The sequence below is a fragment of the Stenotrophomonas maltophilia genome (genome assembly GCF_006974125.1).
GTDB classification, from domain to species: Bacteria; Pseudomonadota; Gammaproteobacteria; order Xanthomonadales; family Xanthomonadaceae; genus Stenotrophomonas; species Stenotrophomonas maltophilia_O.
Genome location: NZ_CP037858.1, coordinates 2,903,989 through 2,925,064, shown reverse-complemented (window position 1 = coordinate 2,925,064; position 21,076 = coordinate 2,903,989). Strand labels below are relative to the sequence as shown.

The 21,076-nt window shown below is 67.2% G+C and carries 20 protein-coding genes; 13 read left to right on the top strand and 7 right to left on the bottom strand.

Annotation, left to right across the window (positions count from 1 at the left end):
• Positions 1-25: 25 nt before the first annotated feature.
• Complete coding sequence (locus tag EZ304_RS13210; protein WP_142807298.1) at positions 26-2,347, bottom strand: DUF1631 domain-containing protein; 2,322 nt, start codon at positions 2,345-2,347, stop codon at positions 26-28.
• A 331-nt stretch (positions 2,348-2,678) separates the two neighbouring features.
• On the opposite strand from EZ304_RS13210, the gene EZ304_RS13205 reads away from it, so the two are divergent.
• Genes EZ304_RS13205 through EZ304_RS13190 form a run of 4 tightly spaced genes read left to right on the top strand, consistent with a single transcriptional unit; the run spans position 2,679 to position 5,533 of the window.
• Entirely contained in the window at positions 2,679-3,260 is a 582-nt protein-coding gene (locus EZ304_RS13205; protein ID WP_106550889.1) for a nitroreductase family protein, read from the top strand.
• Positions 3,257-4,192: a 5'-3' exonuclease gene (locus EZ304_RS13200; protein WP_142807297.1), complete on the top strand. Its 936-nt coding sequence runs from the start codon at positions 3,257-3,259 to the stop codon at positions 4,190-4,192. Before EZ304_RS13205 ends, EZ304_RS13200 begins: the two co-directional genes overlap by 4 nt.
• Positions 4,189-4,743, top strand: coding sequence for an NUDIX hydrolase (locus EZ304_RS13195; protein ID WP_099552737.1), 555 nt, complete (start codon positions 4,189-4,191; stop codon positions 4,741-4,743). Before EZ304_RS13200 ends, EZ304_RS13195 begins: the two co-directional genes overlap by 4 nt.
• Positions 4,736-5,533: an N-formylglutamate amidohydrolase gene (locus EZ304_RS13190; protein ID WP_142807296.1), complete on the top strand. Its 798-nt coding sequence runs from the start codon at positions 4,736-4,738 to the stop codon at positions 5,531-5,533. The genes EZ304_RS13195 and EZ304_RS13190 overlap by 8 nt, the downstream gene beginning before the upstream one ends.
• 93 nt (positions 5,534-5,626) lie before the next feature.
• Here EZ304_RS13190 and EZ304_RS13185 read toward each other — a convergent pair whose 3' ends face one another.
• Positions 5,627-6,298, bottom strand: coding sequence for a DUF7716 domain-containing protein (locus EZ304_RS13185; RefSeq protein ID WP_142807295.1), 672 nt, complete (start codon positions 6,296-6,298; stop codon positions 5,627-5,629).
• Positions 6,295-7,713: an MFS transporter gene (locus EZ304_RS13180; protein ID WP_142807294.1), complete on the bottom strand. Its 1,419-nt coding sequence runs from the start codon at positions 7,711-7,713 to the stop codon at positions 6,295-6,297. The genes EZ304_RS13185 and EZ304_RS13180 overlap by 4 nt, the downstream gene beginning before the upstream one ends.
• A gap of 105 nt (positions 7,714-7,818) precedes the next feature.
• Between EZ304_RS13180 and EZ304_RS13175 the strand changes: the two genes are divergently transcribed.
• Positions 7,819-8,703: a LysR family transcriptional regulator gene (locus EZ304_RS13175; protein ID WP_142808105.1), complete on the top strand. Its 885-nt coding sequence runs from the start codon at positions 7,819-7,821 to the stop codon at positions 8,701-8,703.
• A 159-nt stretch (positions 8,704-8,862) separates the two neighbouring features.
• Here EZ304_RS13175 and pip read toward each other — a convergent pair whose 3' ends face one another.
• Both pip and prmC read right to left on the bottom strand, forming a co-directional pair.
• On the bottom strand, positions 8,863-9,804 hold the full coding sequence (gene pip, locus EZ304_RS13170) for a prolyl aminopeptidase (RefSeq protein WP_142807293.1): 942 nt from the start codon (positions 9,802-9,804) through the stop codon (positions 8,863-8,865).
• Positions 9,805-9,852: 48 nt separating this feature from the next.
• Complete coding sequence (gene prmC, locus EZ304_RS13165; protein WP_099552740.1) at positions 9,853-10,710, bottom strand: peptide chain release factor N(5)-glutamine methyltransferase; 858 nt, start codon at positions 10,708-10,710, stop codon at positions 9,853-9,855.
• A gap of 322 nt (positions 10,711-11,032) precedes the next feature.
• Between prmC and ahpC the strand changes: the two genes are divergently transcribed.
• The 5 genes from ahpC to EZ304_RS13140 all read left to right on the top strand — a co-directional run bounded on the left by ahpC (position 11,033) and on the right by EZ304_RS13140 (position 15,997).
• Positions 11,033-11,596 (top strand): alkyl hydroperoxide reductase subunit C, encoded by a 564-nt coding sequence (gene ahpC / locus EZ304_RS13160; protein ID WP_014036055.1) that lies wholly within the window; start codon positions 11,033-11,035, stop codon positions 11,594-11,596.
• A 225-nt stretch (positions 11,597-11,821) separates the two neighbouring features.
• Entirely contained in the window at positions 11,822-13,414 is a 1,593-nt protein-coding gene (gene ahpF, locus EZ304_RS13155; protein WP_099552741.1) for an alkyl hydroperoxide reductase subunit F, read from the top strand.
• Between the two features lie 85 nt (positions 13,415-13,499).
• On the top strand, positions 13,500-14,462 hold the full coding sequence (locus EZ304_RS13150; RefSeq protein ID WP_049436468.1) for a LysR substrate-binding domain-containing protein: 963 nt from the start codon (positions 13,500-13,502) through the stop codon (positions 14,460-14,462).
• Positions 14,463-14,585: 123 nt separating this feature from the next.
• The gene (rnk, locus tag EZ304_RS13145) at positions 14,586-14,990 is read left to right on the top strand and encodes a nucleoside diphosphate kinase regulator (protein ID WP_005408156.1); all 405 of its coding nucleotides are present in this window, start codon (positions 14,586-14,588) and stop codon (positions 14,988-14,990) included.
• 50 nt (positions 14,991-15,040) lie between these two features.
• Entirely contained in the window at positions 15,041-15,997 is a 957-nt protein-coding gene (locus EZ304_RS13140; protein ID WP_142807292.1) for a transaldolase, read from the top strand.
• A gap of 562 nt (positions 15,998-16,559) precedes the next feature.
• Here the strand turns inward: EZ304_RS13140 and msrA are convergent.
• Together msrA and EZ304_RS13130 are read right to left on the bottom strand one after the other, a co-directional pair.
• The gene (gene msrA / locus EZ304_RS13135; protein WP_165929946.1) at positions 16,560-17,225 is read right to left on the bottom strand and encodes a peptide-methionine (S)-S-oxide reductase MsrA; all 666 of its coding nucleotides are present in this window, start codon (positions 17,223-17,225) and stop codon (positions 16,560-16,562) included.
• 30 nt (positions 17,226-17,255) lie between these two features.
• Complete coding sequence (locus EZ304_RS13130) at positions 17,256-17,519, bottom strand: DUF2007 domain-containing protein (protein ID WP_099552744.1); 264 nt, start codon at positions 17,517-17,519, stop codon at positions 17,256-17,258.
• A 258-nt stretch (positions 17,520-17,777) separates the two neighbouring features.
• On the opposite strand from EZ304_RS13130, the gene EZ304_RS13125 reads away from it, so the two are divergent.
• From EZ304_RS13125 to EZ304_RS13115, 3 genes are read left to right on the top strand one after another with little or no spacing between them, the layout of a single operon-like run.
• Positions 17,778-19,526 carry a glutamine--tRNA ligase/YqeY domain fusion protein gene (locus tag EZ304_RS13125; RefSeq protein ID WP_142807291.1) on the top strand — a complete coding sequence of 583 codons (1,749 nt, stop codon included), beginning with the start codon at positions 17,778-17,780 and terminating at the stop codon, positions 19,524-19,526.
• Between the two features lie 43 nt (positions 19,527-19,569).
• Entirely contained in the window at positions 19,570-20,223 is a 654-nt protein-coding gene (locus tag EZ304_RS13120) for a hypothetical protein (protein WP_142807290.1), read from the top strand.
• Between the two features lie 48 nt (positions 20,224-20,271).
• Positions 20,272-20,994, top strand: coding sequence for a DUF6348 family protein (locus EZ304_RS13115; RefSeq protein WP_099552747.1), 723 nt, complete (start codon positions 20,272-20,274; stop codon positions 20,992-20,994).
• The last annotated feature ends 82 nt before the right edge of the window (positions 20,995-21,076 follow it).

Genomic DNA, 21,076 nt, shown 5'->3' with positions numbered 1-21,076 from the left:
CCCGATCCTAGCAGGCGGCCACGGCTCAGTGCAGTGTTGCGCTGCCCGGGTCCAGCCGATCGATCACACCCTGCATCGCGCTGTCGAAGGCACCGTCATCCACGTGCGCACGCAGCCGTCCCAGCCGCACCATCACCGCCAGCTCCTCCGGCGAAGCCACGCAGAAGCGCACGCCGCGGCGGTTGACGAACAGCAGGCGCGAGGAAATCGGGCTGACCCAGGACAGCTTGCCGGCCTGCACCTTGCCGTCCTTGTCGACAAAGTCCAGCCAGTTGCCGATTTCCATGCGGCGGAAGCGATCGGCATCGGCATTGTCGAAATCATCGGCATCGATCTGGCCGCTCAACTCCACCGCCGGCGATTCAGCCACCGGCGGCGCCGGCAAGGCAACCTGTGGCAGCTCCGGCAGCGCGCGCTGCAGTTCCGGCCGCGATTCGGCAATGCCCTGCAGGGTGTCATGCAGGGCGTCGATGGCACCGGTGGCGGCATCGCCGTGCACGCCCACGCTGGCGAACACCTTGGCCAGCACCGGCTGCCAGGCCTGCAGCCACGGCTTGCCGACGATCTGGCGGCGGGCCTCGGCCACTTCCTCCAGGAGGCCGTCGCCCAGGCTCAGTGCCTCGGTCACCGACGCGCCCTCCTCGCCCTCACGCAGCAGCGCCAGGGTCAGGTGGTGCTGCCATGGCTGGCGCAGGAACCCGGCGATGGCCGGCGGCAGGGTGGCATCGCCGATGCGGCGGTCCAGTTCGGCACCGGCCCGGCTGCGGGCCATTTCCAGCTTTTCCTGGCCGCGCTGCGTTTCGGCGGCGCGGCGCTCGGCGATTTCCACGCGGCGGCGGTGCTGCACGAGGAACTCGCGGAATTCTTCTTCCAGGGTCAGGAAGATCGCCAGGTTCTCGTTGAACTCGGCGACCAGGCGCTCGATGATCTCCTCGACCTTGGCCATCAGCATCCGCTCGGCCTGGCTTTCGCCAGTGTTGCCTTCGCAGGCCTCGGCCAGCGAGTTGAGCAGCTTGCGTGCCGGGTGGGTCTTCTGCACGAACATGCGGCGGTCGAGCATCGCGACCTTGACGAAGGGCACGACCAGGCGGCCGATCAGCTCGCGCGAGCGACCTTCCAGCTCGCGTTCGTCCAGCATCACATCGAACAGCATGCCGACCAGATCAATCGCGTCCTCGTCCTGCGGGTCCAGCCGGGTCTGGCCAGGATCGACGCCGAGACGGGTGGCGCTGGACAGCACTTCACTCTTCAGCCGCTGCGCCAGGGATTCGCCATCCTCGCCGATGGCCGCACGCAGCGTCGCACTGGGCGTGGCCTGCAGCAGCGACAGCACCGACATCATCTCGCGCTGGCTGAGCGGACGCTGCTGGCCGATCGCCACCTGTGCGGCCGACGTCGCGTCCTCGCGCACGTGGCGGGTCTGCTGCAGCAGTTCGTGCAGCGCCTCCAGCAGCATGCCCTGCTGGCCCGCATGGGCCTCGCCGGTGTCGCCGTCTTCGGCGCCCAGGTGCTGCTGCATGTGGCCACGCCGCTCGGACCAGCGCGCGGCAAAGCGCTGCGCCCAGGCCGGTGCGGCCTGTTCATCATCGCTGAAGTCGGATTCGAAGCCCGCCGCGTGGCGCGGCTCGACCAGATCGTCCGCGCCCGGCGCCATGCGCGGGTCGGGCGCGGCCGACAGCGGACGCCGCGGCGCCCCCATCTGCGACATCACGCCAGCGGCGGCCAGCTGCTCGTCAAGCTTCTCGTAGATACGACCCACCGGCGCGCGCAGGTCGCGCTCGCACAGCTTGATGAGCACCAGGTGCACTTCCGGCGCCAGCTCGCAGCCGGCAAAGGCCTCATGGATGGCCACGCCCAGGTGTTCGGGGCTGACCGGGTTGTGGTCGGCATCCAGCTCGGCGCCGCCGATCAAGCGGCCCAGGCGCCGGTCCAGCCGCGCCAGCACCGGCTTGAAGTCGCGCAGCAGCACGGTGGCGAAATTGCGCACCGCCAACCGCGACTCCAGTACATGTTCAGCCAGCAGGCTCAGGCCATCCTCGGCCGGCCCGGACAGGGTGGCTTCGGCCGACAGCGGCTCGCCACTGGCCAGTGCATCCCAGGCCCGCTGCAGGTGGCCGGCGAAGGCGGCGGCGATGTCCTCACGGCGGCGGCGCAGCTCGCGCATCGCATCCAGGAACAGCAGCTGCGACGAACCTGCATTGCCGGCCCGGTCGAACAGCGCATCGTCGAAACGCGCCAGTGCGGCCCCGAAAGCCTGGCACAGCGCCGGCAGGACCATGTCCCGGGCACGCTGAAGCTGGGCCGGGTCACGGCCCGGCGATCCCATCGGTGTGGGCGCGCTCATCATTCGGGAAGGCTCCCCACCTTCTCTGGTACGACAGACAGCATGGACATCGCGACGGCCGGTACACCCCATGTACCGGTACGTCGATGGTAGGCCGGCCAGCCCGTCACGGACAGTGAAACAGTCCTCACTTCAAACCTCATGACCGGCGGCCCGGCAAGATAGATATCGTAAGCCGTGCGAGGCCCACGAGGCGAGAGGAAGCGGTCGTCCCTTTCCCGCCAGTGGCATGATGTTCATCACAGTTTGATATTCAGGGGCAGGACGCGACACAGACGGCGTCATTGACCACCCCGACTATAATCAAACACCCGTGATGACCGGTTCAGACTCCATGCCCGACCCCGCTGCCCTGCTTGCCCTGGATGCCCGCCGCTCCGTGCCTTCGCGGCAACTGGCCGAGCCCGGCCCGGATCCGGCCACCCTGCAGCGGATGCTGGCTTCGGCAGTGCGCGTGCCCGATCACGGCAAGCGCGTGCCGTTCCGCTTCCTGAAGATCGCCGGCGATGCACGTCACACTCTGGGCGACTTCCTGGCCGAGCGCAGCCGCCAGCGCGACCCGCATGCCGGCGAGGCGGTATTCGAGAAGGACCGCCAGCGTTTCAGCCATGCGCCGCTGGTGATCGTGGTGGTGGCCAGCCCGCGCCCGGACCCGAAGGTGCCCGAGCAGGAACAGCTGATGACCGCCGGCTGCGTCTGCTTCGCCCTGCTGCAGGCCGCACAGGCGCTGGGCTTCGGCGCGCAGTGGCTGACCGCCTGGATGGCCTTCGACCCCGCCGTGCACGCCTACCTGGGCCTGGCCGAGGGCGAAGGCATCGCCGGTTTCATCCATATCGGCACGCCGAAGGCCGCTGTGCCCGAGCGCGAGCGTCCGGATCCGGCCGCCCTGCTGCGCGACTGGACGCCACCGGCATGACCCTGCCGGTACCACCGCCGTCGCTGTACCTGGTCGACGCCAGCATCTACGTGTTCCGCGCCTGGCACTCGCTGCCGGATCAGTTCCAGGATGCGCAGGGCTGGCCGACCAATGCCGTGCACGGCTTCGCCCGCTTCCTGCTGGACCTGCTGGAGCGCGAGCGCCCGCGTCACATCGCCATCGCCTTCGACGAAGCGCTGGACAGTGGCTTCCGCCACCGTCTGTACCCCGCCTACAAGGCCAACCGCGACCCGGCGCCGGAGGCGCTCAAGCGCCAGTTCGTGCACTGCAAGGCGCTGTGCGCGGCGTTGGGCCTTGCCGTTCTGGCCCACCATGAATACGAGGCCGATGACCTGATCGGCAGCGCCCTGCATGTGCATCGTGGCAGCCACCGCGGTGTGATCATCTCCGCCGACAAGGACCTGTCGCAGCTGCTGCTGGACCACGACGAACAGTGGGACTACGCACGCAACCAGCGCTGGGACGTGGCCGGGGTGAAGGCACGACATGGCGTGCATGCGCACCAGATCGCGGATTACCTGGCGCTGTGTGGCGACGCGGTGGACAACATTCCCGGTGTCAGTGGTGTCGGCAGCAAGTCCGCCGCCGTGCTGCTGGCCCATTTCGGCAGCATGGATGTGCTGTACGAACGCCTGGACGAAGTGCCGTTCCTGCGCCTGCGCGGCGCCGCACAGATGGCAGTGCGCCTGCGCGAGCAGCGCGAGCACGCCCTGCTCTGGCGCCAGCTCACCACCATCGCGCTGGACGCGCCGCTGGAAGGCAGCCAGCCCGGCCTGCTGCGCCAGAACGCCGATCCCGAGCTGCTCGGCGGCATCTGCCAGACCCTGCGCTTCGGCCCGATGACCCGCCGCCGGCTGTTCGATGCCGCCGGCGTGCCCGATATTCTTCCCACCCACAGCGAGCCCGCATGAGCCAGCGCAATACCGAAGCCCCGCGCGTCGTCTATGAAGGCAAGTACCAGCGCATGCTGGTGCGAGGCACCTGGGAATACAGCGAGCGTACCCATGCCGGTGGCCTGGCGGCGATCATCATCGCGGTCACCCCTGACGACAACGTGCTGTTCGTCGAACAGTTCCGCGTACCGCTGCAGGCGCCCACCATCGAGATGCCGGCCGGCCTGGTCGGCGACATCGATGCAGGCGAATCGATCGAAGTTTCGGCCGTGCGCGAACTGGAAGAAGAAACCGGCTGGACCGCCGATCACGCCGAAGTGCTGCTGATAGGCCCGACCTCCTCCGGCGCCAGCAGCGAGAAGATCGCCTTCGTGCGTGCCACCGGCCTGCGCCGCGTTGGTGAGGGCGGTGGTGACGACAGCGAAGACATCATCGTGCATGAGATTCCGCGCGCGCAGGCCGCCGCGTGGCTGGTGCAGAAGATGGGCGAAGGCTACGAGCTGGACGCCAAGCTGTGGGCCGGACTGTGGATGATCGAGCACCACCTGGATGGACGCCCGCGTGGCTGACGCCGATCTGCACGCGCTGCCTGCGCTTCTGGGCACAGACGACCCGGCGATCCACACGATCCACCGGCCGCAGGGCGCCTCGCCGTTCCTGCTGCTGGCCGATCATGCCGGCCAGCAGGTGCCGCGTGCCCTTGCAGGCCTGGGCTTGCCGCAGGCCGAACTGGACCGCCATATCGGCTGGGACATCGGCATTGCCGGCACCACCCGTGCACTGTCCGAACGGCTGGATGCCTGGGCGATCGAACAGACCTATTCGCGGCTGCTGATCGACTGCAACCGCCCGCTGGTGTCGCCAACGCTGATTCCGGAAGTGAGCGACCACACCGTGGTGCCAGGCAATGCCGGGCTGTCGGCAGCGCAGCGCCAGCAGCGCATCGATGCGATCCACGCGCCCTACCACGCGCGCATCGACGCCGAGCTTGATGCACGCCGCGATGCCGGCCGCCCCACCCTGCTGGTGATGATGCACAGCTTCACCCCGGCGATGAACGGCACGCAGCGTCCGTGGCATGCCGGCGTGCTTTACCACCAGGACACGCGCTTTGCGCATGCGCTGCTGCACGCACTGCGCGACGAGGGCGACCTGGTGGTGGGTGACAACGAACCGTATTCGGTAAGCAGCACCAGCGACTACGCGGTGCCGGTGCATGGCGAAGGCCGTGGACTGGTGCACGTGGAACTGGAAATCCGCCAGGACCTGATTGCCGATGTGGCCGGGCAGCAGGCATGGGCGGAGCGGCTGGCGCGGATCTTCCGCGCATTGCAGCCTCAGTTGCTGGCGTTCGGTTGAACGCGCGTGGATCCATTCCTGATCGGTAGTGCCGGCCGTTGGCCGGCAACCTCAGGGTAGTTGGATCATTGCATTGCCGGCCAGAGGCCGGCACTACCGCAACGTTGGAGCCTCCATCCACGGGAACGGCTTGAACCCGTATACCTGCACGGTCGCACCGATCGCTTCGAACTGATCCTTGATCGCCTGCGCGCGGTTGCGGTCCAGGGCTTCGCCCAGCAGCAACGGCAACGCGCGGCAGCGCGCCAATGCATCGCCCACCGGAATCTCCAGCAGCCGCGCCACGCGTTGGGCTGCAGCTTTGATCCGCACCTCCGGGCACGCGTTCAACGCCAGATCGAAGGACGCGAAGATGCCTGTGCCCACACCTGCCTCGCGCGCAGCCACCTGTTCCGCAGCTTCCGCTTCACCCAGTGCCTCGTCAACGCCTTCCACCTGCTGGAACGCGTCGTACTCGGCGTAGTACGCCAGCGCCTGCGCGTAGTCGTGCAACGAAGACAACGGACGCTGCCGCTTCTGCACGTCGAGCACATCCGCAAACGTCGCAGGTTCCAGGAACGTGCCCAGGCCCAGCACGCGCGCTTCGACCGGCACCTCGCTCTCCTCATCGAAGGCGGCATCCTCATCGGGTGGCAACCAGAAGCGCGCCTGCAGCAGGTCGTCATCGGTGGCGTGCACCCAACCGAAGGAGCCGTACACCTCATCATCATCGTTGCAGGCTGCGAAGGCGTGCAGGGTCTGTCGCAGGTCCAGCAGCGCAATCATGCTTCGTTGCTCAGGCAGGTAGTTGCAGCCGAGTCTACCGGCGCCGGGCGCAGGCCCAGCGCGATGACCACGCCGAGCGCGGCGAACAGCGCGGCGCCGTACTGTGCATTGACCATGCCCTGCAGGGCACCTGGACTCGTTGCCGCCTGCGCGCCACGCGCGGCGTTGGCGATCATCACCAGTACCGCCAATCCCAAAGCGCCACCGATCTGCTGGGCGGTGGCCGCCATGCCAGACGCGACGCCTTGCTGCGGCCCCGGCACACCCTGGCCGGCCACGATCCACATTGCTGTCCAGCTCATGCCCTGGCCCACGCTCAGCACCACGATGCCCGGCAGCAGCGGCCAGTAGCTGGCGCCATGCGGCATCGCCAGCGCCACCGCGGCAATGCCGATGGCACCAGCGGCGAAGCCCCAGGCCAGTACCTGCCGTGGCGAACGGCGCCGCAGCATGCGTTCGGCAATACGGATGCCGAAGGTGCACACCAATGTCGGCAGCAGGAACGCCATGCCGGCCTGAAGCGGGCTCCAGCCGTAGCCATCCTGGAAGTAGAGCGCCAGGAAGTAGTACTGCACGCCATAGCTGCTCATGAAGGCGAAGGTCAGGCCGAGTGCCGCGCGCAGGCCCGGCAGGCGCAACAGCGAAAACTGCATCAGCGGGTCACGGCTGCGCTTTTCGATCTGCACGAACACCGTGAGCAGTACCGCTGAAAGCAGCAGGCAGATGAGCGTGGCCGGCGCCGTCCAGCCCCACTCCGGCCCTTGCACCAGGGTGGTGACCAGCAGGCTGCCGCCGGCGGTGACGGTGAGGCAACCGGCCAGGTCGAAGGAGCGGCCTCGCACCTGCGGGCCGTCGGCCGGTAGCCACGCACCAGCAGCGACCGCACAAGCGGTGGCCAGCGGCACGATTACAGCCAGCACCGCCGGCCAGCCGAACGCCTGGGTCAGCACGCCACCCAGCAGCGTGCCCAGCGCCAGGCCCACCGCGCTGGCCATGCTCCAGATCGCCAGCGCGCGGTTGCGCACCGGGCCTTCGGCGTACAGCGTGTTGATCAGTGCCAGCGTGGCGGGGAACAGCAGGGCCGCACCGACGCCCTGCGCGGCGCGCGCGATGATCAGCAGGGTGGCATTCGGTGCCAGCGCACCGAGCAGCGACGCCAGTGCGAACAGCAGCATGCCCAGCCGGTAGAAACGGCGGCGGCCGATCAGGTCGGCGGCACGGCCTCCCAGCAGCAGGCTGCCGCCGAAGGCGACGGTGTAGGCACTGACCACCCATTGCAGCTGCTGCGCATTGATCTGCAGCGCGCGCCCCATGTCGTGCAGGGCGACGAAGATGATGGTGGCATCCAGGGCGATGATCAGCTGCGCGGTGGCCAGCAGGGTCAGCGCCCAGCGCGGGTATTTGAGGGGAGGCATCGGCGGTCTGGATTGGTGGGGGAGCGCAGTCTCATTGATGCGGCCGAATCAACAAACCCCCTACCCGCCATTTCTGTCATGATTTTCCGCATGAATGCAGCCTCGATGGACCTCAATGCGGTGCGCATGCTGGTGCAGGTGGCCGAAGCCCGCAGTTTCACCGTGGCCGCCGGCCAGCTGGGCCTGAGCCAGTCCGGCCTGTCGCGTGCGGTCGGGCGGCTGGAAGTATCGCTGGGGGTGAAGCTGCTGCAGCGGAACACCCGCAACGTGGCGCTGACCCCGGATGGCCGCCAGTTCGTGGAACAGGTGGCACCGCTGCTGGCCGGCCTGGACGATGCCGAGCGGCAGCTGGCCGATCGCCCGTGCACGCCCTCAGGCACGTTGAAGATCAGTGCGCCGTCGATGTTCGGGCGCAAGGTGCTGGTGCCGATGCTGGCACCGTTGCTGCAACGGCATCCGCAGCTGCAGGTGGAAGCCGTGCTCAGCGACCGCCTGGTCGATCTGGTCGAGGAAGGCTTCGATGCCGCGCTGCGCACCGGCGTCATCGCCGACCAGCGCATTGTTGCGCGGCCATTGCGGCCGCTGCGCTGGGTGACGGTGGCCAGCCCGGGCTATCTGGCCCGCTGTGGCGCACCGGACGATGTGGCCGCGCTGCAGGATCATGCCTGCCTGGCGGTGCGCAACCTGCGCAGTGGCCGGCTGGTGGACTGGCAGTTCCTGCAGGACGGGCAACTGCGCGAGGTCACGCCACCGACGCGCATGGTATTCGACAGCGGCGATCCGCTGGTGGAAGCGGCCATCGCCGGCATCGGCATCGTGCAGGTGATGGATTTCGCGGTGGCCGACGCGCTGGCCGATGGCCGGCTGCAGCGCGTGCTGCAGCCGTTCGAAGGCCGCAGCCGCGAACTGTCGCTGATCTACCCGCCGTCGCGCCAGCATTCGCCAAAGCTGCAGGTGCTGGCTGACGCCTTGCTGGCCGGCGATTGGTAGCGCCGGCCGCTGGTCGGCGTCTGCGCGATCCAACCGTTTCCCGGTTGCCGGCCAGCGGCCGGCACTACCAGGCTGTGGTAGATCCACGCCATGCGTGGATGGGGTTCCGGACCGGGGTCAGAGCCCTTTCCGTGGGAAAGGGCTCTGACCCCGTGGGTATCAGGCAAAACTATCGGTGGCGCGTACCAGCGCGTCCACGTTCTCGGCCTCGAACGCCGAATGGCCCGAGGCCGGTGTGATCTCCAGCTTGGCCTTCGGCCAGACCTTGGTCAGGTCCCAGGCGTTGGCCAGCGGGCAGACCACGTCGTAGCGGCCGTGCACGATCACGCCGGGAATATCGGCGATGCGGTGCGCGTCACGCAGCAGCTGGTCTTCCACTTCGAAGAAACCGCCGTTGACGAAGTAGTGGTTCTCGATGCGGGCAAACGCCAGCGCGAAATGCGGGTCTTCGTGGCTGTTGATGAAGTCATCATCGACATGCAGGAAGCTGGTCGCGCCTTCCCACACCGCCCAGGCCTTGGCTGCTTCCAGGCGGGTGGTCTCGTCTTCGCTGGTCAGGCGGCGGTGGAAGGCCGAGATCAGGTCATGACGCTCCACCGACGGGATCGGCTTGAGGTAGTGCTCCCAGGCATCCGGGAACAGGCGGTTGGCGCCTTCCTGGTAGAACCATTCCAGCTCCCAGCGACGCAGCATGAAGATGCCGCGCAGGACCAGTTCGGTCACGCGCTGCGGGTGGGTTTCGGCATAGGCCAGTGCCAGGGTCGAACCCCAGCTGCCACCGAACACCTGCCAGCGATCCACCTTCAGGTGTTCGCGCAGTTTTTCGATGTCGGCCACCAGATCCCAGGTGGTGTTGTCCACCAGATCCGCGTGCGGGGTGGAACGGCCGGCGCCACGCTGGTCGAACAGGATGATGCGGTACTTGGAGGGGTCATGGAACTGGCGCATCTTGTCGCTGCAGCCGCCGCCCGGGCCACCGTGCAGCATCACCACCGGCTTGCCGTCCGGGTTGCCGCACTGTTCGAAGTACAGCGTGTGGCGGTCGTCGACCTTCAGGGTGCCGACGTCGTAGGGGGTGATGGCGGGGTGCAGCGTACGCATGCTTGCAGCTCCAGGGTGATGCCCTGCCGGGGCAGGAGAACCTCCATTCTAGGCCGGACGCCGACCCAGGGTGATGCGGTCGCGCTGCTCCAAATCCTGCACGGTCTGCACCTCGGTGAAACCAGCAGCGTCGAACAGCGCGCGGATCGCCTCGCCCTGGTCCCAACCGTGCTCGATCAGCAACCAGCCGCCGGGCAGCAGGTGGGCCTGGCCACCGTCGACGATGCGACGGATGTCATCCAGGCCATCCACGCCGGAGGCCAGCGCGGTAGCCGGTTCAAAACGCAGGTCGCCCTGTTCCAGATGCGGATCGTCGCTGGCGATATACGGCGGGTTGCTGGCGATCAGGTCGAAGCGCGCGCCCTGCAGCGGCGCATACCAGTCGTGCCCGCCCTCGGCGAAGCGGACGTTGCGCAGTTCATGGCGGGCCGCGTTGCGCGCGGCCACGGCCAGCGCGCCCGGGCTGGCATCGGTGGCCAGCACCTGCGCCTGCGGCCGTTCGCTGGCCAGTGCCAGTGCAATCGCACCACTGCCGGTGCCCAGGTCGGCCAGCTGCAGCGACTGGTCTTGCGGCAGGCGCTCCAGTGCCAACTCGACCAGCAGCTCGGTTTCCGGGCGCGGGATCAGCGTGGCCGGGTCGACCTCCAGGTCCAGCGTCCAGAATCCGCGGCGGCCGGTCAGGTAGGCCACCGGCTCACCGGCCACGCGGCGGGCCAGCAACGCCTCGAAGGCGGCCTGGTCATTGGCGGCCAGCGGATCGGTGGCGTGGGCGAACAGCCAGCTGCGCGGGCGGTCCAGTACGTGCAGCAGCAGCAGTTCAGCCTCGTGGCGGGCTTCGATGCCGCCCAGGCGGGCGCTGGCATCGGCCACGATCTGGCGCAGGGTGGGTTCGGTTTGGAAAGACATTCCGCAATTGTAGAGCCGAGCCCATGCTCGGCTGCTCCACCCCCAGCCGAGCATGGGCTCGGCTCTGGAAAAGCTGGAATCCGTTCAGGTTTCGCCAGAGGGCATAAGGAGGGGCTATCAGCCCTCTTCACCCGCTCAGGACGATTTCCCTTGTCACACAGGCAGTTGCACGATGGGAACGGCAAGATTCAGTGCCTGCTCATGGCACTTTGATAGACTACATCTATCAAATAGATGCAATCAATGGATTGTTCTTATCGCAAGCGAATCGGTAACCTAGGTCCTGTCGATTCACCCACTCCCCTTCACCAGAGGAAAAATGATGTCCCTCATCAACACCCAGATCCAGCCGTTCGAAGCCAACGCTTACCACAATGGCGAGTTCATCAAGGTTTCCGACAACAGCCTGAAGGGCCAGTGGTCCGTCCTGATCTTCATGCCGGCCGCCTTCACCTTCAACTGCCCGACCGAGATCGAGGACGCGGCTGACCATTACGCCGAGTTCAAGAAGGCCGGCGCCGAGGTCTACATCGTCACCACCGACACCCACTTCTCGCACAAGGTGTGGCACGAAACCTCGCCGGCCGTCGGCAAGGCCCAGTTCCCGCTGGTCGGCGACCCGACCCACCAGCTGACCCGCGCCTTCGGCGTGCACATTGAAGAGGAAGGCCTGGCCCTGCGCGGCACCTTCATCATCAACCCGGAAGGCGTGATCAAGACCCTGGAGATCCACTCCAACGAGATCGCCCGTGACGTCGCCGAGACCCTGCGCAAGCTGAAGGCTGCCCAGTTCACCGCCGCCAACCCGAACCAGGTCTGCCCGGCCAAGTGGAAGGAAGGCGAGAAGACCCTGACCCCGTCGCTGGACCTGGTCGGCAAGATCTAACGCAGTACCGGCCTGCCGTGGCCCCACGCCACGGTGCGCCCTTCATCCCCGTGCCGGTCCCCCCGCCGGCGTGGGGGTGAACCCAAGACAGCCAACGCCCGCTCGCTTTGGCCAGCCAGCCCCTTCCACGGCCGCTGTCTTGGGTTCACCCCTACCCCCTGCTGGTCCGCTACCTTCTACAGCGGTGCCACGCCCCCTGTTTGCCTGAAGCCAGGAGAAGACCCGATGTTGGACGCCAACCTGCAGTCGCAGCTGAAGACCTATCTGGAGCGCGTGACCCGCCCGATCCAGATCACCGCGCACGCCGACGATGGCGCCAAGTCGCAGGAAATGCTGGAACTGCTGCAGACCCTGGACAGCCTGTCGGACAAGATCTCGCTGCAGGTGCTGCGCGACGGCCAGGGCCGCGTGCCCTCGTTCGACCTGGGCACCCCGGGCCAGGACATCCACCTGACCTTCGCCGGCCTGCCGATGGGCCACGAGTTCACCTCGCTGGTGCTGGCACTGCTGCAGGTGGGCGGTCATCCGTCCAAGGCCACCGCCGAGCTGATCGAGCAGGTGCAGAACCTGGAAGGCGACTACCGCTTCGAAACCTACTTCTCGCTGTCCTGCCAGAACTGCCCGGACGTGGTGCAGGCCCTGAACCTGGCCGCGGTGCTCAACCCGCGCATCCAGCACGTGGCCATCGACGGTGCCCTGTTCCAGGACGAAGTCGAGAAGCGCGAGATCATGTCGGTGCCGACCGTGTACCTCAACGGTGAAGTGTTCGACCAGGGCCGCATGACCCTCGAGCAGATCGTGGCCAAGCTGGATACCAATGCCAGCAAGCGCGATGCCGAGAAGATCGCTGCCAAGGACGCCTTCGACGTTCTGGTGGTGGGCGGTGGCCCGGCCGGCGCTGCAGCGGCAATCTACGCCGCACGCAAGGGCATCCGCACCGGCATCGCCGCCGAGCGTTTCGGTGGCCAGGTGCTGGACACCATGGCGATCGAGAACTTCATTTCGGTGAAGGAGACCGAAGGCCCGAAGCTGGCCACGGCGCTGGAACAGCACGTGCGCGAGTACGAGGTGGACATCATGAACCTGCAGCGCGCCAGTGCGCTGGTGCCAGCCGGTGAAGACGGCCTGGTGCAGGTGCAGCTGGAAAACGGCGCGGTGCTGAAGTCGCGTTCGGTGATCCTGTCCACCGGCGCGCGCTGGCGGCAGATGAATGTGCCGGGCGAGGACCAGTACCGCAACAAGGGTGTGGCCTACTGCCCGCACTGCGATGGCCCGCTGTTCAAGGGCAAGCGCGTGGCGGTGATCGGCGGCGGCAACTCCGGCGTGGAAGCGGCCATCGACCTGGCCGGCATCGTGTCGCATGTGACCCTGCTGGAGTTCGATTCCAGCCTGCGCGCCGATGAAGTGCTGCAGAAGAAGCTGCGCAGCCTCGGCAACGTCACCGTGCTGACCAGCGCGCAGACCACTGAAGTGCTGGGCGACGGCAGCCGCGTCACCGGCCTGGTCTACAAGGACCGCGTCGGCGGCGACGCCCACCGCGTCGAGCTGGAAGGCATCTTCGTGCAGATCGGCCTGCTGCCCAACACCGAGTGGCTGAAGGACACCGTGGCGCTGTCGCCGCGTGGCGAGGTCGTCATCGACGACCGCGGCCAGACCAACCTGCCGGGTGTGTTCGCCGCTGGCGATTGCACGACGGTACCCTACAAGCAGATCATCATCGCCATGGGCGCCGGCTCAACCGCCGCACTGAGCGCGTTCGACCACCTGATCCGCTCGTCGGTGAGCAACAGCAGCGGTGCCGTTGCTGAAGCGGCCTGATCCACCGTTCCCAGATCACCGGGAACTTTGTCTGCCTGTCGGGTAACCACGCCGTCAGCCGGTCCGTTACCCCTGGGGTGTAAGGATGAACCTACGTGATCTGAAGTACCTGGTAGCCCTGGCCGACCACAAGCATTTCGGCCGGGCTGCCGCCTCATGCTTCGTCAGCCAGCCCACGCTGTCCACGCAGATCCGCAAGCTGGAAGAAGAGCTGGGCCTGCCACTGGTGGAACGCGCACCGCGCAAGGTGATGCTGACCCCGGCCGGCCAGGAAGCGGCGGCACGGGCGCGTGTGATCGTGTCCGAAGTGGAACAGCTGAAGGAAGCGGCGCGACGCAGCCGCGACCCGGAAGCCGGTACGGTGCGCCTGGGGATCTTCCCGACCCTCGGCCCGTACCTGCTGCCGCATGTGATCCCGCGCATCCGCGATCGCTTCCCGGAGCTGGAACTGCTGCTGGTCGAGGAAAAGAGCGATGTGCTGCTGGACCGCCTGCGCGAAGGCAAGCTGGACGCCGCGCTGCTGGCCCTGCCGGTGATCGACGACCAGCTGCATGCCGAGTTCCTGTTCGAGGAACCGTTCCTGCTGGCCGTTTCCGGGCGCCACCCGCTGGCCCGTCGCGAACACCTGGACGTGCAGGAACTGGCCACGCAGAAGCTGCTGCTGCTGGAAGACGGGCATTGCCTGCGCGACCAGGCACTGGAGGTCTGCCGCCTGTTCGGCGCCAACGAGAAGTCCGAGTTCCGCGCCACCAGCCTGGAAACCCTGCGGCAGATGGTCGCCGCCGACGTCGGCATCACCCTGCTGCCGAGCCTGTCAGTGCAGCCGCCGGTCCCGCGCTCGAACAACATCCGCCTGCTCGACTTCACCGGCGAAGGCCGTCCCAGCCGCCGCATCGCCATGATCTGGCGCCGCAGTTCGGCCATGAACGACTTCCTGATGGAGCTGGCCGACCAGTTCAAGCGCCTGCCGCAGGCGCTGTTCACCCTGGAGGCGGTCAACGCCGCCGGCGACACTGCCGCCCTGCCCGGCCCCGCGCTGAACGGCTGAACCCCCGCAGCACCGGCCTGGAATCGGCAGGAGTCGATTCCGGCCGCATTTGTCCCCACAATACAGACAGGCGGCGCCAGCAGGTGCCGCCTTTTGCATGGCTTTCAACCAAGGAGCTTCACCATGAGTACCGCCAGCGGCCTGCCGCCGTCGATCACCGTTTCCACCTTCGACATGGACCGCCTGGACGCCATGCTCGAATCCCCTGCGCTGAGCCAGACGCCTGCCGCGCTCGCGCTTGCTGAAGAACTCAACCGTGCCACCGTGCTGGCACCGGACCAGATTCCCGAAGGCATCGTCATGATGCATTCGCGCGTGGAGTGCGAAGATGAAGTGTCGGGCGAGAAGCACGTCCTGACCCTGGTCTTCCCCCGCGAAGCCAACGTCGATGAAGGCAAGGTTTCCGTGCTGGCCCCGGTCGGCAGTGCCCTGCTCGGCCTTTCAATCGGCCAGAGCATCGACTGGAACGCGCCCGGCGGCCGCAAGCTGCGCCTGCGCGTGACCGCGGTCCACAACGACCGCCCCTGATTACCGCTGCGCACCGCGCGCGATTCGATCCCCCTGCACCAGGAGCCGTAATGAGTACCCCGTCCAAACTGTCCCAGCTGCGCGAACTGTCCGTGGTCGTTGCCGATACCGGTGACTACGAGGCCATCAAGCGCCTGCAGCCGGTGGACTGCACCACCAATCCGACCCTGGTGAAGAAGGCGCTGGACCTGCCGGTCTACGCCGAGCTGATCGAACGCGAACTGGCCTGGGGCCGGCAGCAGACGGGCGACCGCGAAGCCGTGGTGCATGCCGTGGCCGACCGCCTGACCATCGGCGTCGGCGCGCTGCTGAGCACGCTGGTGCCCGGCCGCGTGTCCACCGAAGTGGATGCCGACCAGGCCCACGACACCGCCGCCACCGTGGCCAAGGCCCGCCAGTTCATCCAGATGTATGCCGATGCCGGCGTGCCGCGCGAGAAGATCCTGATCAAGATCGCCGCGACCTGGGAAGGCGTGGAAGCCGCGCGCATCCTGCAGGCCGAAGGCATCGACTGCAACCTGACCCTGATCTTCAACCCGACCCAGGCGCTGGCCTGCAGCGAAGCCGGCGCGTTCCTGATCTCGCCGTTCGTCGGCCGCATCCTGGACTGGTACGTGGCCAACGGCCAGGCCCCGGCCAGCATCGACGAAGACCCGGGCGTGAAGTTCGTGCGCGGCGTGTACGCCGAATTCAAGCGTCGCGGTTCGCCGACGGTGGTGATGGGCGCCTCGTTCCGTTCGACCGCGCAGATCGAAGCGCTGGCCGGCTGCGACCGCCTGACGATCTCGCCGGACCTGCTGGAGAAGCTGGACGCCGACCACGGCGAGCTGCCGCGCAAGCTGGTGGCCGGTGCGGCCGATGGCGCGGCGGTGACCCCGATTGATGCGGCGAAGTTCGCGGCGGATCTGGCCGCCGATCCGATGGCGACCGAGAAGCTGGCGACCGGTATCGATGCGTTTGCCAAGGATCTGCAGGCGCTGCGCGAGCGCATTCGTTCGGAACTGTGAGGATTTCGGCCAACGGCTGAGCCCCTCGTGGCGGGTCGGTTGGTCGCGAAGAGCGGGTCATGTGGTTGGCAGGGTGGGTAGGCCGTGCAGGGGACGCTGCAAGTACGTCCCTGTAAGCTCGGTCGCCGCATCCATGCGGCTCACGCCCCTGCACGGCCTACCCACCCTGCCTTCGACAGTTTCCTGCGGCCGCCCGCCACGGAAGAAAGAAAGAAGAGCAAAAGCGGGTCGCGCGCTTCGCTTGCTCGCAGCCGAGCATAGCTCGGCTACAGACGGCACTGCAGCATCAAAAAAAAAAGGACGCGGCGAAAGCCGCGTCCTTCTTCTTTTCCATCAGTTCGTCACCAACCACTGCTCTTGCCCACCGTCACCGGGAAACTGTCGAAGGTGGGACGGGGGCGGCTGGTAGGACCGTTGGCGCCATGGATGGCGCCATCGAGCCCCCAGGGATGGGTTTACGGCGTGTCCTGCCAGCCGCCCCCGTCCCGCCCAACCATCAGCAACCCAGAGCCGCTTTGGATGTTGATGTTGACGTTGCCCGCCGCAGGCGGACCACCGCGCGTCAGCGCGGCGCCTCCACATCCAACCCGATCGGGCAGCTCACGCCGGTGCCGCCGATGCCGCAGTAACCGTTCGGGTTCTTCGCCAGGTACTGCTGGTGATAGTCCTCGGCGTAGTAGTACTCCGGTGCCGGATACACGATCTCGGTGGTGATCGGGCCGTAGCCGGCCGCATCCAGCTGCGCCTGGTACGCCTCGCGGCTGGCCAGCGCCGCGGCGTACTGTGCCTCGTCGGTGGCGTGGATCGCCGAGCGGTACTGGGTGCCGGTGTCGTTGCCCTGGCGCATGCCCTGGGTCGGGTCGTGGCTTTCCCAGAACAGCTGCAGCAGCCGCTCCAGGCTCACCACCGCCGGGTCGAACACCACCTGCACCACTTCAGTGTGGCCAGTCAGGCCCGAGCAGACCTCTTCATAGGTCGGGTTCGGGGTGATGCCGCCGGCATAGCCGACCGAGGTGCTGTACACGCCCGGTTCGGTCCAGAACTTGCGCTCGGCGCCCCAGAAGCAACCCAGTGCGAAACGGATCTGCTGCAGGCCGGCGAAACGGTCCTTCAGCGGATGGCTGTTCACGAAGTGTTGGTTGCTGTGCAGCGGCAATGGCTGCTCGCGCCCCGGCAGCGCCTCTTCCGGGCGCGGCAGGCGCTGCTTGAAGGCGCCGATGCCGAGGATGCCCTGGCCAATTCCCAACATGATGCGCTCCTACGCCGGCAGGCCGGCTATGTCGTCTGCATCTGAAATGGGGTCGGATGGGGCTTGGCCCAAGTCCAGCGCGGCGACGATGTCCTCGGCCTGGGTGCGCGCGGCATCGGGGATTCCCACCCGCAGCACGCCAAACAGCGGCAGTTCGCCCATGCCGCCCAGCAGCGACTCGCCGAACACGAAGGCCGGGATGCCGGCATCTTCCAGCGCGTGCTTGACCAGGTGGGCGTCGAACAGGTTGTCGGCCTTGTACACGATGTGCATGCGGCGGCTCCGTGGGACAGGGTTCCAGCATACGCCCGGGGGCTGAATGGTGGTGGTGACGGCGCATGACCGTTCTGCCGGCCAGCGGCCGGCACTACCCAACTGTACGTCGATCCACGTTCCGCCGGCCTGCGGCCGGCGCTACCGGAAGATGGGTGGGTAGTGCCGGCCGCTGGCCGGCATCCCCACACCCCACCGGGCAGCCCTGCCCCGTACGCGCTAGACTGTTGGTCTTTCTGCCTTTCTTTTCGCCGACTCATGTCCGAGCACACCCCCGCCAGCCCCGAGACCCCCGCCGACAGCCACGAAAAGCGCGATTTCATCCGCCAGATCGTGCGCGAGGACCTGGCCAGCGGAAAGCACCAGGCGATCAAGACCCGCTTCCCGCCGGAGCCGAACGGCTATCTGCACATCGGCCATGCCAAGTCGATCTGCCTGAACTTCGGCATCGCCGGTGAGTTCAGCGGCGTCTGCAACCTGCGCTTCGACGACACCAACCCGGCCAAGGAAGATCCGGAGTACGTGGCCGCGATCCAGGACGACGTGCGCTGGCTGGGCTTCAGCTGGAACGAGCTGCGCCACGCTTCGGACTACTTCCAGACCTATTACCTGGCCGCCGAGAAGCTGATCGAACAGGGCAAGGCCTATGTCTGCGACCTGTCGGCCGAGGAAGTGCGCGCCTACCGCGGCACCCTGACCGAACCGGGCCGCCCGTCGCCGTGGCGCGACCGCAGCGTCGAGGAAAACCTCGACCTGTTCCGCCGCATGCGCGCCGGTGAATTCCCGGATGGCGCGCGCACCGTGCGCGCCAAGATCGACATGGCCAGCGGCAACATCAACCTGCGCGATCCGGCGCTGTACCGCATCAAGCACGTCGAGCACCAGAACACCGGCAACGCGTGGCCGATCTACCCGATGTACGACTTCGCCCACGCCCTGGGTGATTCGATCGAGGGCATCACCCACTCGCTGTGCACGCTGGAATTCGAAGACCACCGCCCGCTGTACGACTGGTGCGTGGACAACGTCGATTTCGCCCATGACGATGCGCTGACCCAGCCGCTGGTCGATGCCGGCCTGCCACGCGAAGCGGCCAAGCCGCGCCAGATCGAGTTCTCGCGCCTGAACATCAACTACACGGTGATGAGCAAGCGCAAGCTGATGGCGCTGGTCACCGAGCAGCTGGTGGATGGCTGGGAAGACCCGCGCATGCCGACCCTGCAGGGCCTGCGTCGCCGTGGCTACACCCCGGCCGCGATGCGCCTGTTCGCCGAGCGCGTGGGCATCAGCAAGCAGAACTCGCTGATCGACTTCAGCGTGCTGGAAGGTGCGCTGCGCGAAGACCTGGACAGTGCAGCGCCGCGCCGCATGGCGGTGATCGATCCGGTCAAGCTGGTGCTGACCAACCTGCCGGAAGGCCACGAAGAGCAGTTGACCTTCAGCAACCACCCGAAAGACGAGAGCTTCGGCAGCCGCGAAGTGCCGTTCGCACGCGAAGTGTGGATCGACCGCGAGGACTTCGCCGAAGTGCCGCCGAAGGGCTGGAAGCGCCTGGTCCCGGGTGGCGAAGTGCGGCTGCGCGGCGCCGGCATCATCCGCTGCGATGAAGTGATCAAGGATGCCGACGGCACCATCACCGAGCTGCGCGGCTGGCTGGATCCGGAATCGCGTCCGGGCATGGAAGGCGCCAACCGCAAGGTCAAGGGCACCATCCACTGGGTCAGCGCCGTGCATGGCGTGCCGGCCGAGATCCGCCTGTACGACCGCCTGTTCTCGGTGCCGAACCCGGATGACGAATCGGAAGGCAAGACCTACCGCGACTACCTCAACCCGGAATCGCGCCGCACTGTCACCGGCTATGTCGAGCCGGCCGCGGCCAGCGCCGCGCCGGAGCAGTCGTTCCAGTTCGAGCGTACCGGCTACTTCGTCGCCGACCGCCGCGACCACACCGAAGCCAAGCCGGTGTTCAACCGCAGCGTGACCCTGCGCGACACCTGGTCGGCCTGAGGATCTGCGCGGGCGCCAGGACGGCGCCCGCACGACCGCGACCATGATCACCGCCCTCTCCGCCCTGCTCTGGTTCATCTCGCAGCATCCGCTGCTGACGTTCTTTTCGGCGATGGTGCTGGCCGGTCTGGTCTCGTGGTGGCGGCGCTTTCCGGGCTACGCCATCGTGGTGTTCCCGCTGGCGATGCTCAACATCTTCCTCGGCCACTTCCTCAACGCCGCGTTCCTCAACGTGGTGGGCGAGCGTGGTGAAGCAGTGATCGTCAAGGCCGAGGAAACCAATTCCACGCTCAACGAGCAGTACATCTGGCGCTACGAAGCGGTGCTGCGCACTGCCGAAGGGCGCGATGTGGAGGTGGTGTTCCACACCAATACCGCTTCGTTGTGGCCGCTGGAAAACGCCATCCGCATCCCGGCGCAGGACCAGCCGTTCGTGGTGAAGTACTCGCCCGGTTTCCCGCGCAACTTCGTCATCCTCACCAACGAATCACCGCACGGCATTGCCCAGGCCCGTGCCAGCGCGCGCGAGCGCGTGGAGGTAGCGGCACGCAAGCTGCACTTCAGCCCGGGCAATGCCGATTTCCGCGCGGACTATCGCCGCGAGCTGGAAACCTGGCTGCGCGACCACGGCAACGATCCGCAGCAGCAGCCCGACGCGCAGCGCTATCGCGCCGAGCGCGACGCACTCGACCATTGACACCCGGCCCAGGCTGGATGTCCCACCCGATCCATCCACAGGCCTGACATGACCACCTCCTCCACCGCGCTCCTCCCACTGCTGCAGCAGGTCCTGCAGGACGCCGGCATCGCCTGCCGCGTCGACGGCGGTGCACTGCTGCTGGAAAGCGGACTGCGCCTGACCCCTCACGCAATGGCCGCGCACGCGCGCGACAATGGCGGCTGGCAGACGTCCACGGTCATCGAGGCACAGCACCCCATCCTGTTCGCTGATGGACTGTTCGAGTACCAGCACGCCAACGGTGCCGACGAACGGACCTCGCTGCAGTCCGGCTTCCAGACCTGGGTGCGGGTGGACCTGGCGACCCTGCAGACTGCGATCGGCGCCGAAGATGCACAGGGCCTGCCGATGATGGGCCTGACCTATCCGGCCGGTGACGATGGCGAGGAACACGAACGCACCGTGGTGCTGGGGCCGTTGGCGCACTACCGTGCGCAGGAAGTGGATGCCTCCACCTGCAGCGAAGACGATCATGGCTCCTGCCCCTGCTGCCTGTTCACCCGCAGCATGGACGCCTTCGACGAGCTGCTGAAAGCCCGCCAGTTCCTCGCCATCCGCCTGTTCGCCTCGCGCGATGCCGGTGGCCTGTGCGAGGCCGATTGCCGGGTCAACGGCCACGACTTCGCCGCCGCCCTGCCCCTGCTGCGCGCCTACGCGGCCAGCTGGCCGCAGGCCGGGCTGGAGTTCCGCAAGCAGTACGTGGTGATCCGCACCGGCTCGCCGGGCTGACCCGCCGCCACACCCGATACAGGCCGGTGCAGCTACACTGCGCGCCGGTTTCCCAAGCAACCGCACTTTCTTCCATTCCACT

Excerpts from the sequence above, each read along its gene's own strand:
- EZ304_RS13200 (WP_142807297.1), top strand. The coding sequence starts at position 3,257 with ATGACCCTGCCGGTACCACCGCCGTCGCTGTACCTGGTCGACGCCAGC.
- ahpF (WP_099552741.1), top strand. The coding sequence starts at position 11,822 with ATGTTGGACGCCAACCTGCAGTCGCAGCTGAAGACCTATCTGGAGCGC.
- EZ304_RS13195 (WP_099552737.1), top strand. The coding sequence starts at position 4,189 with ATGAGCCAGCGCAATACCGAAGCCCCGCGCGTCGTCTATGAAGGCAAG.
- EZ304_RS13185 (WP_142807295.1), bottom strand. The coding sequence starts at position 6,298 with ATGATTGCGCTGCTGGACCTGCGACAGACCCTGCACGCCTTCGCAGCC.
- EZ304_RS13130 (WP_099552744.1), bottom strand. The coding sequence starts at position 17,519 with ATGCACATCGTGTACAAGGCCGACAACCTGTTCGACGCCCACCTGGTC.
- pip (WP_142807293.1), bottom strand. The coding sequence starts at position 9,804 with ATGCGTACGCTGCACCCCGCCATCACCCCCTACGACGTCGGCACCCTG.
- rnk (WP_005408156.1), top strand. The coding sequence starts at position 14,586 with ATGAGTACCGCCAGCGGCCTGCCGCCGTCGATCACCGTTTCCACCTTC.
- EZ304_RS13125 (WP_142807291.1), top strand. The coding sequence starts at position 17,778 with ATGTCCGAGCACACCCCCGCCAGCCCCGAGACCCCCGCCGACAGCCAC.
- EZ304_RS13140 (WP_142807292.1), top strand. The coding sequence starts at position 15,041 with ATGAGTACCCCGTCCAAACTGTCCCAGCTGCGCGAACTGTCCGTGGTC.
- EZ304_RS13180 (WP_142807294.1), bottom strand. The coding sequence starts at position 7,713 with ATGCCTCCCCTCAAATACCCGCGCTGGGCGCTGACCCTGCTGGCCACC.
- EZ304_RS13150 (WP_049436468.1), top strand. The coding sequence starts at position 13,500 with ATGAACCTACGTGATCTGAAGTACCTGGTAGCCCTGGCCGACCACAAG.
- prmC (WP_099552740.1), bottom strand. The coding sequence starts at position 10,710 with ATGTCTTTCCAAACCGAACCCACCCTGCGCCAGATCGTGGCCGATGCC.
- EZ304_RS13175 (WP_142808105.1), top strand. The coding sequence starts at position 7,819 with ATGGACCTCAATGCGGTGCGCATGCTGGTGCAGGTGGCCGAAGCCCGC.
- EZ304_RS13120 (WP_142807290.1), top strand. The coding sequence starts at position 19,570 with ATGATCACCGCCCTCTCCGCCCTGCTCTGGTTCATCTCGCAGCATCCG.
- EZ304_RS13210 (WP_142807298.1), bottom strand. The coding sequence starts at position 2,347 with ATGATGAGCGCGCCCACACCGATGGGATCGCCGGGCCGTGACCCGGCC.
- EZ304_RS13205 (WP_106550889.1), top strand. The coding sequence starts at position 2,679 with ATGCCCGACCCCGCTGCCCTGCTTGCCCTGGATGCCCGCCGCTCCGTG.
- EZ304_RS13115 (WP_099552747.1), top strand. The coding sequence starts at position 20,272 with ATGACCACCTCCTCCACCGCGCTCCTCCCACTGCTGCAGCAGGTCCTG.
- ahpC (WP_014036055.1), top strand. The coding sequence starts at position 11,033 with ATGTCCCTCATCAACACCCAGATCCAGCCGTTCGAAGCCAACGCTTAC.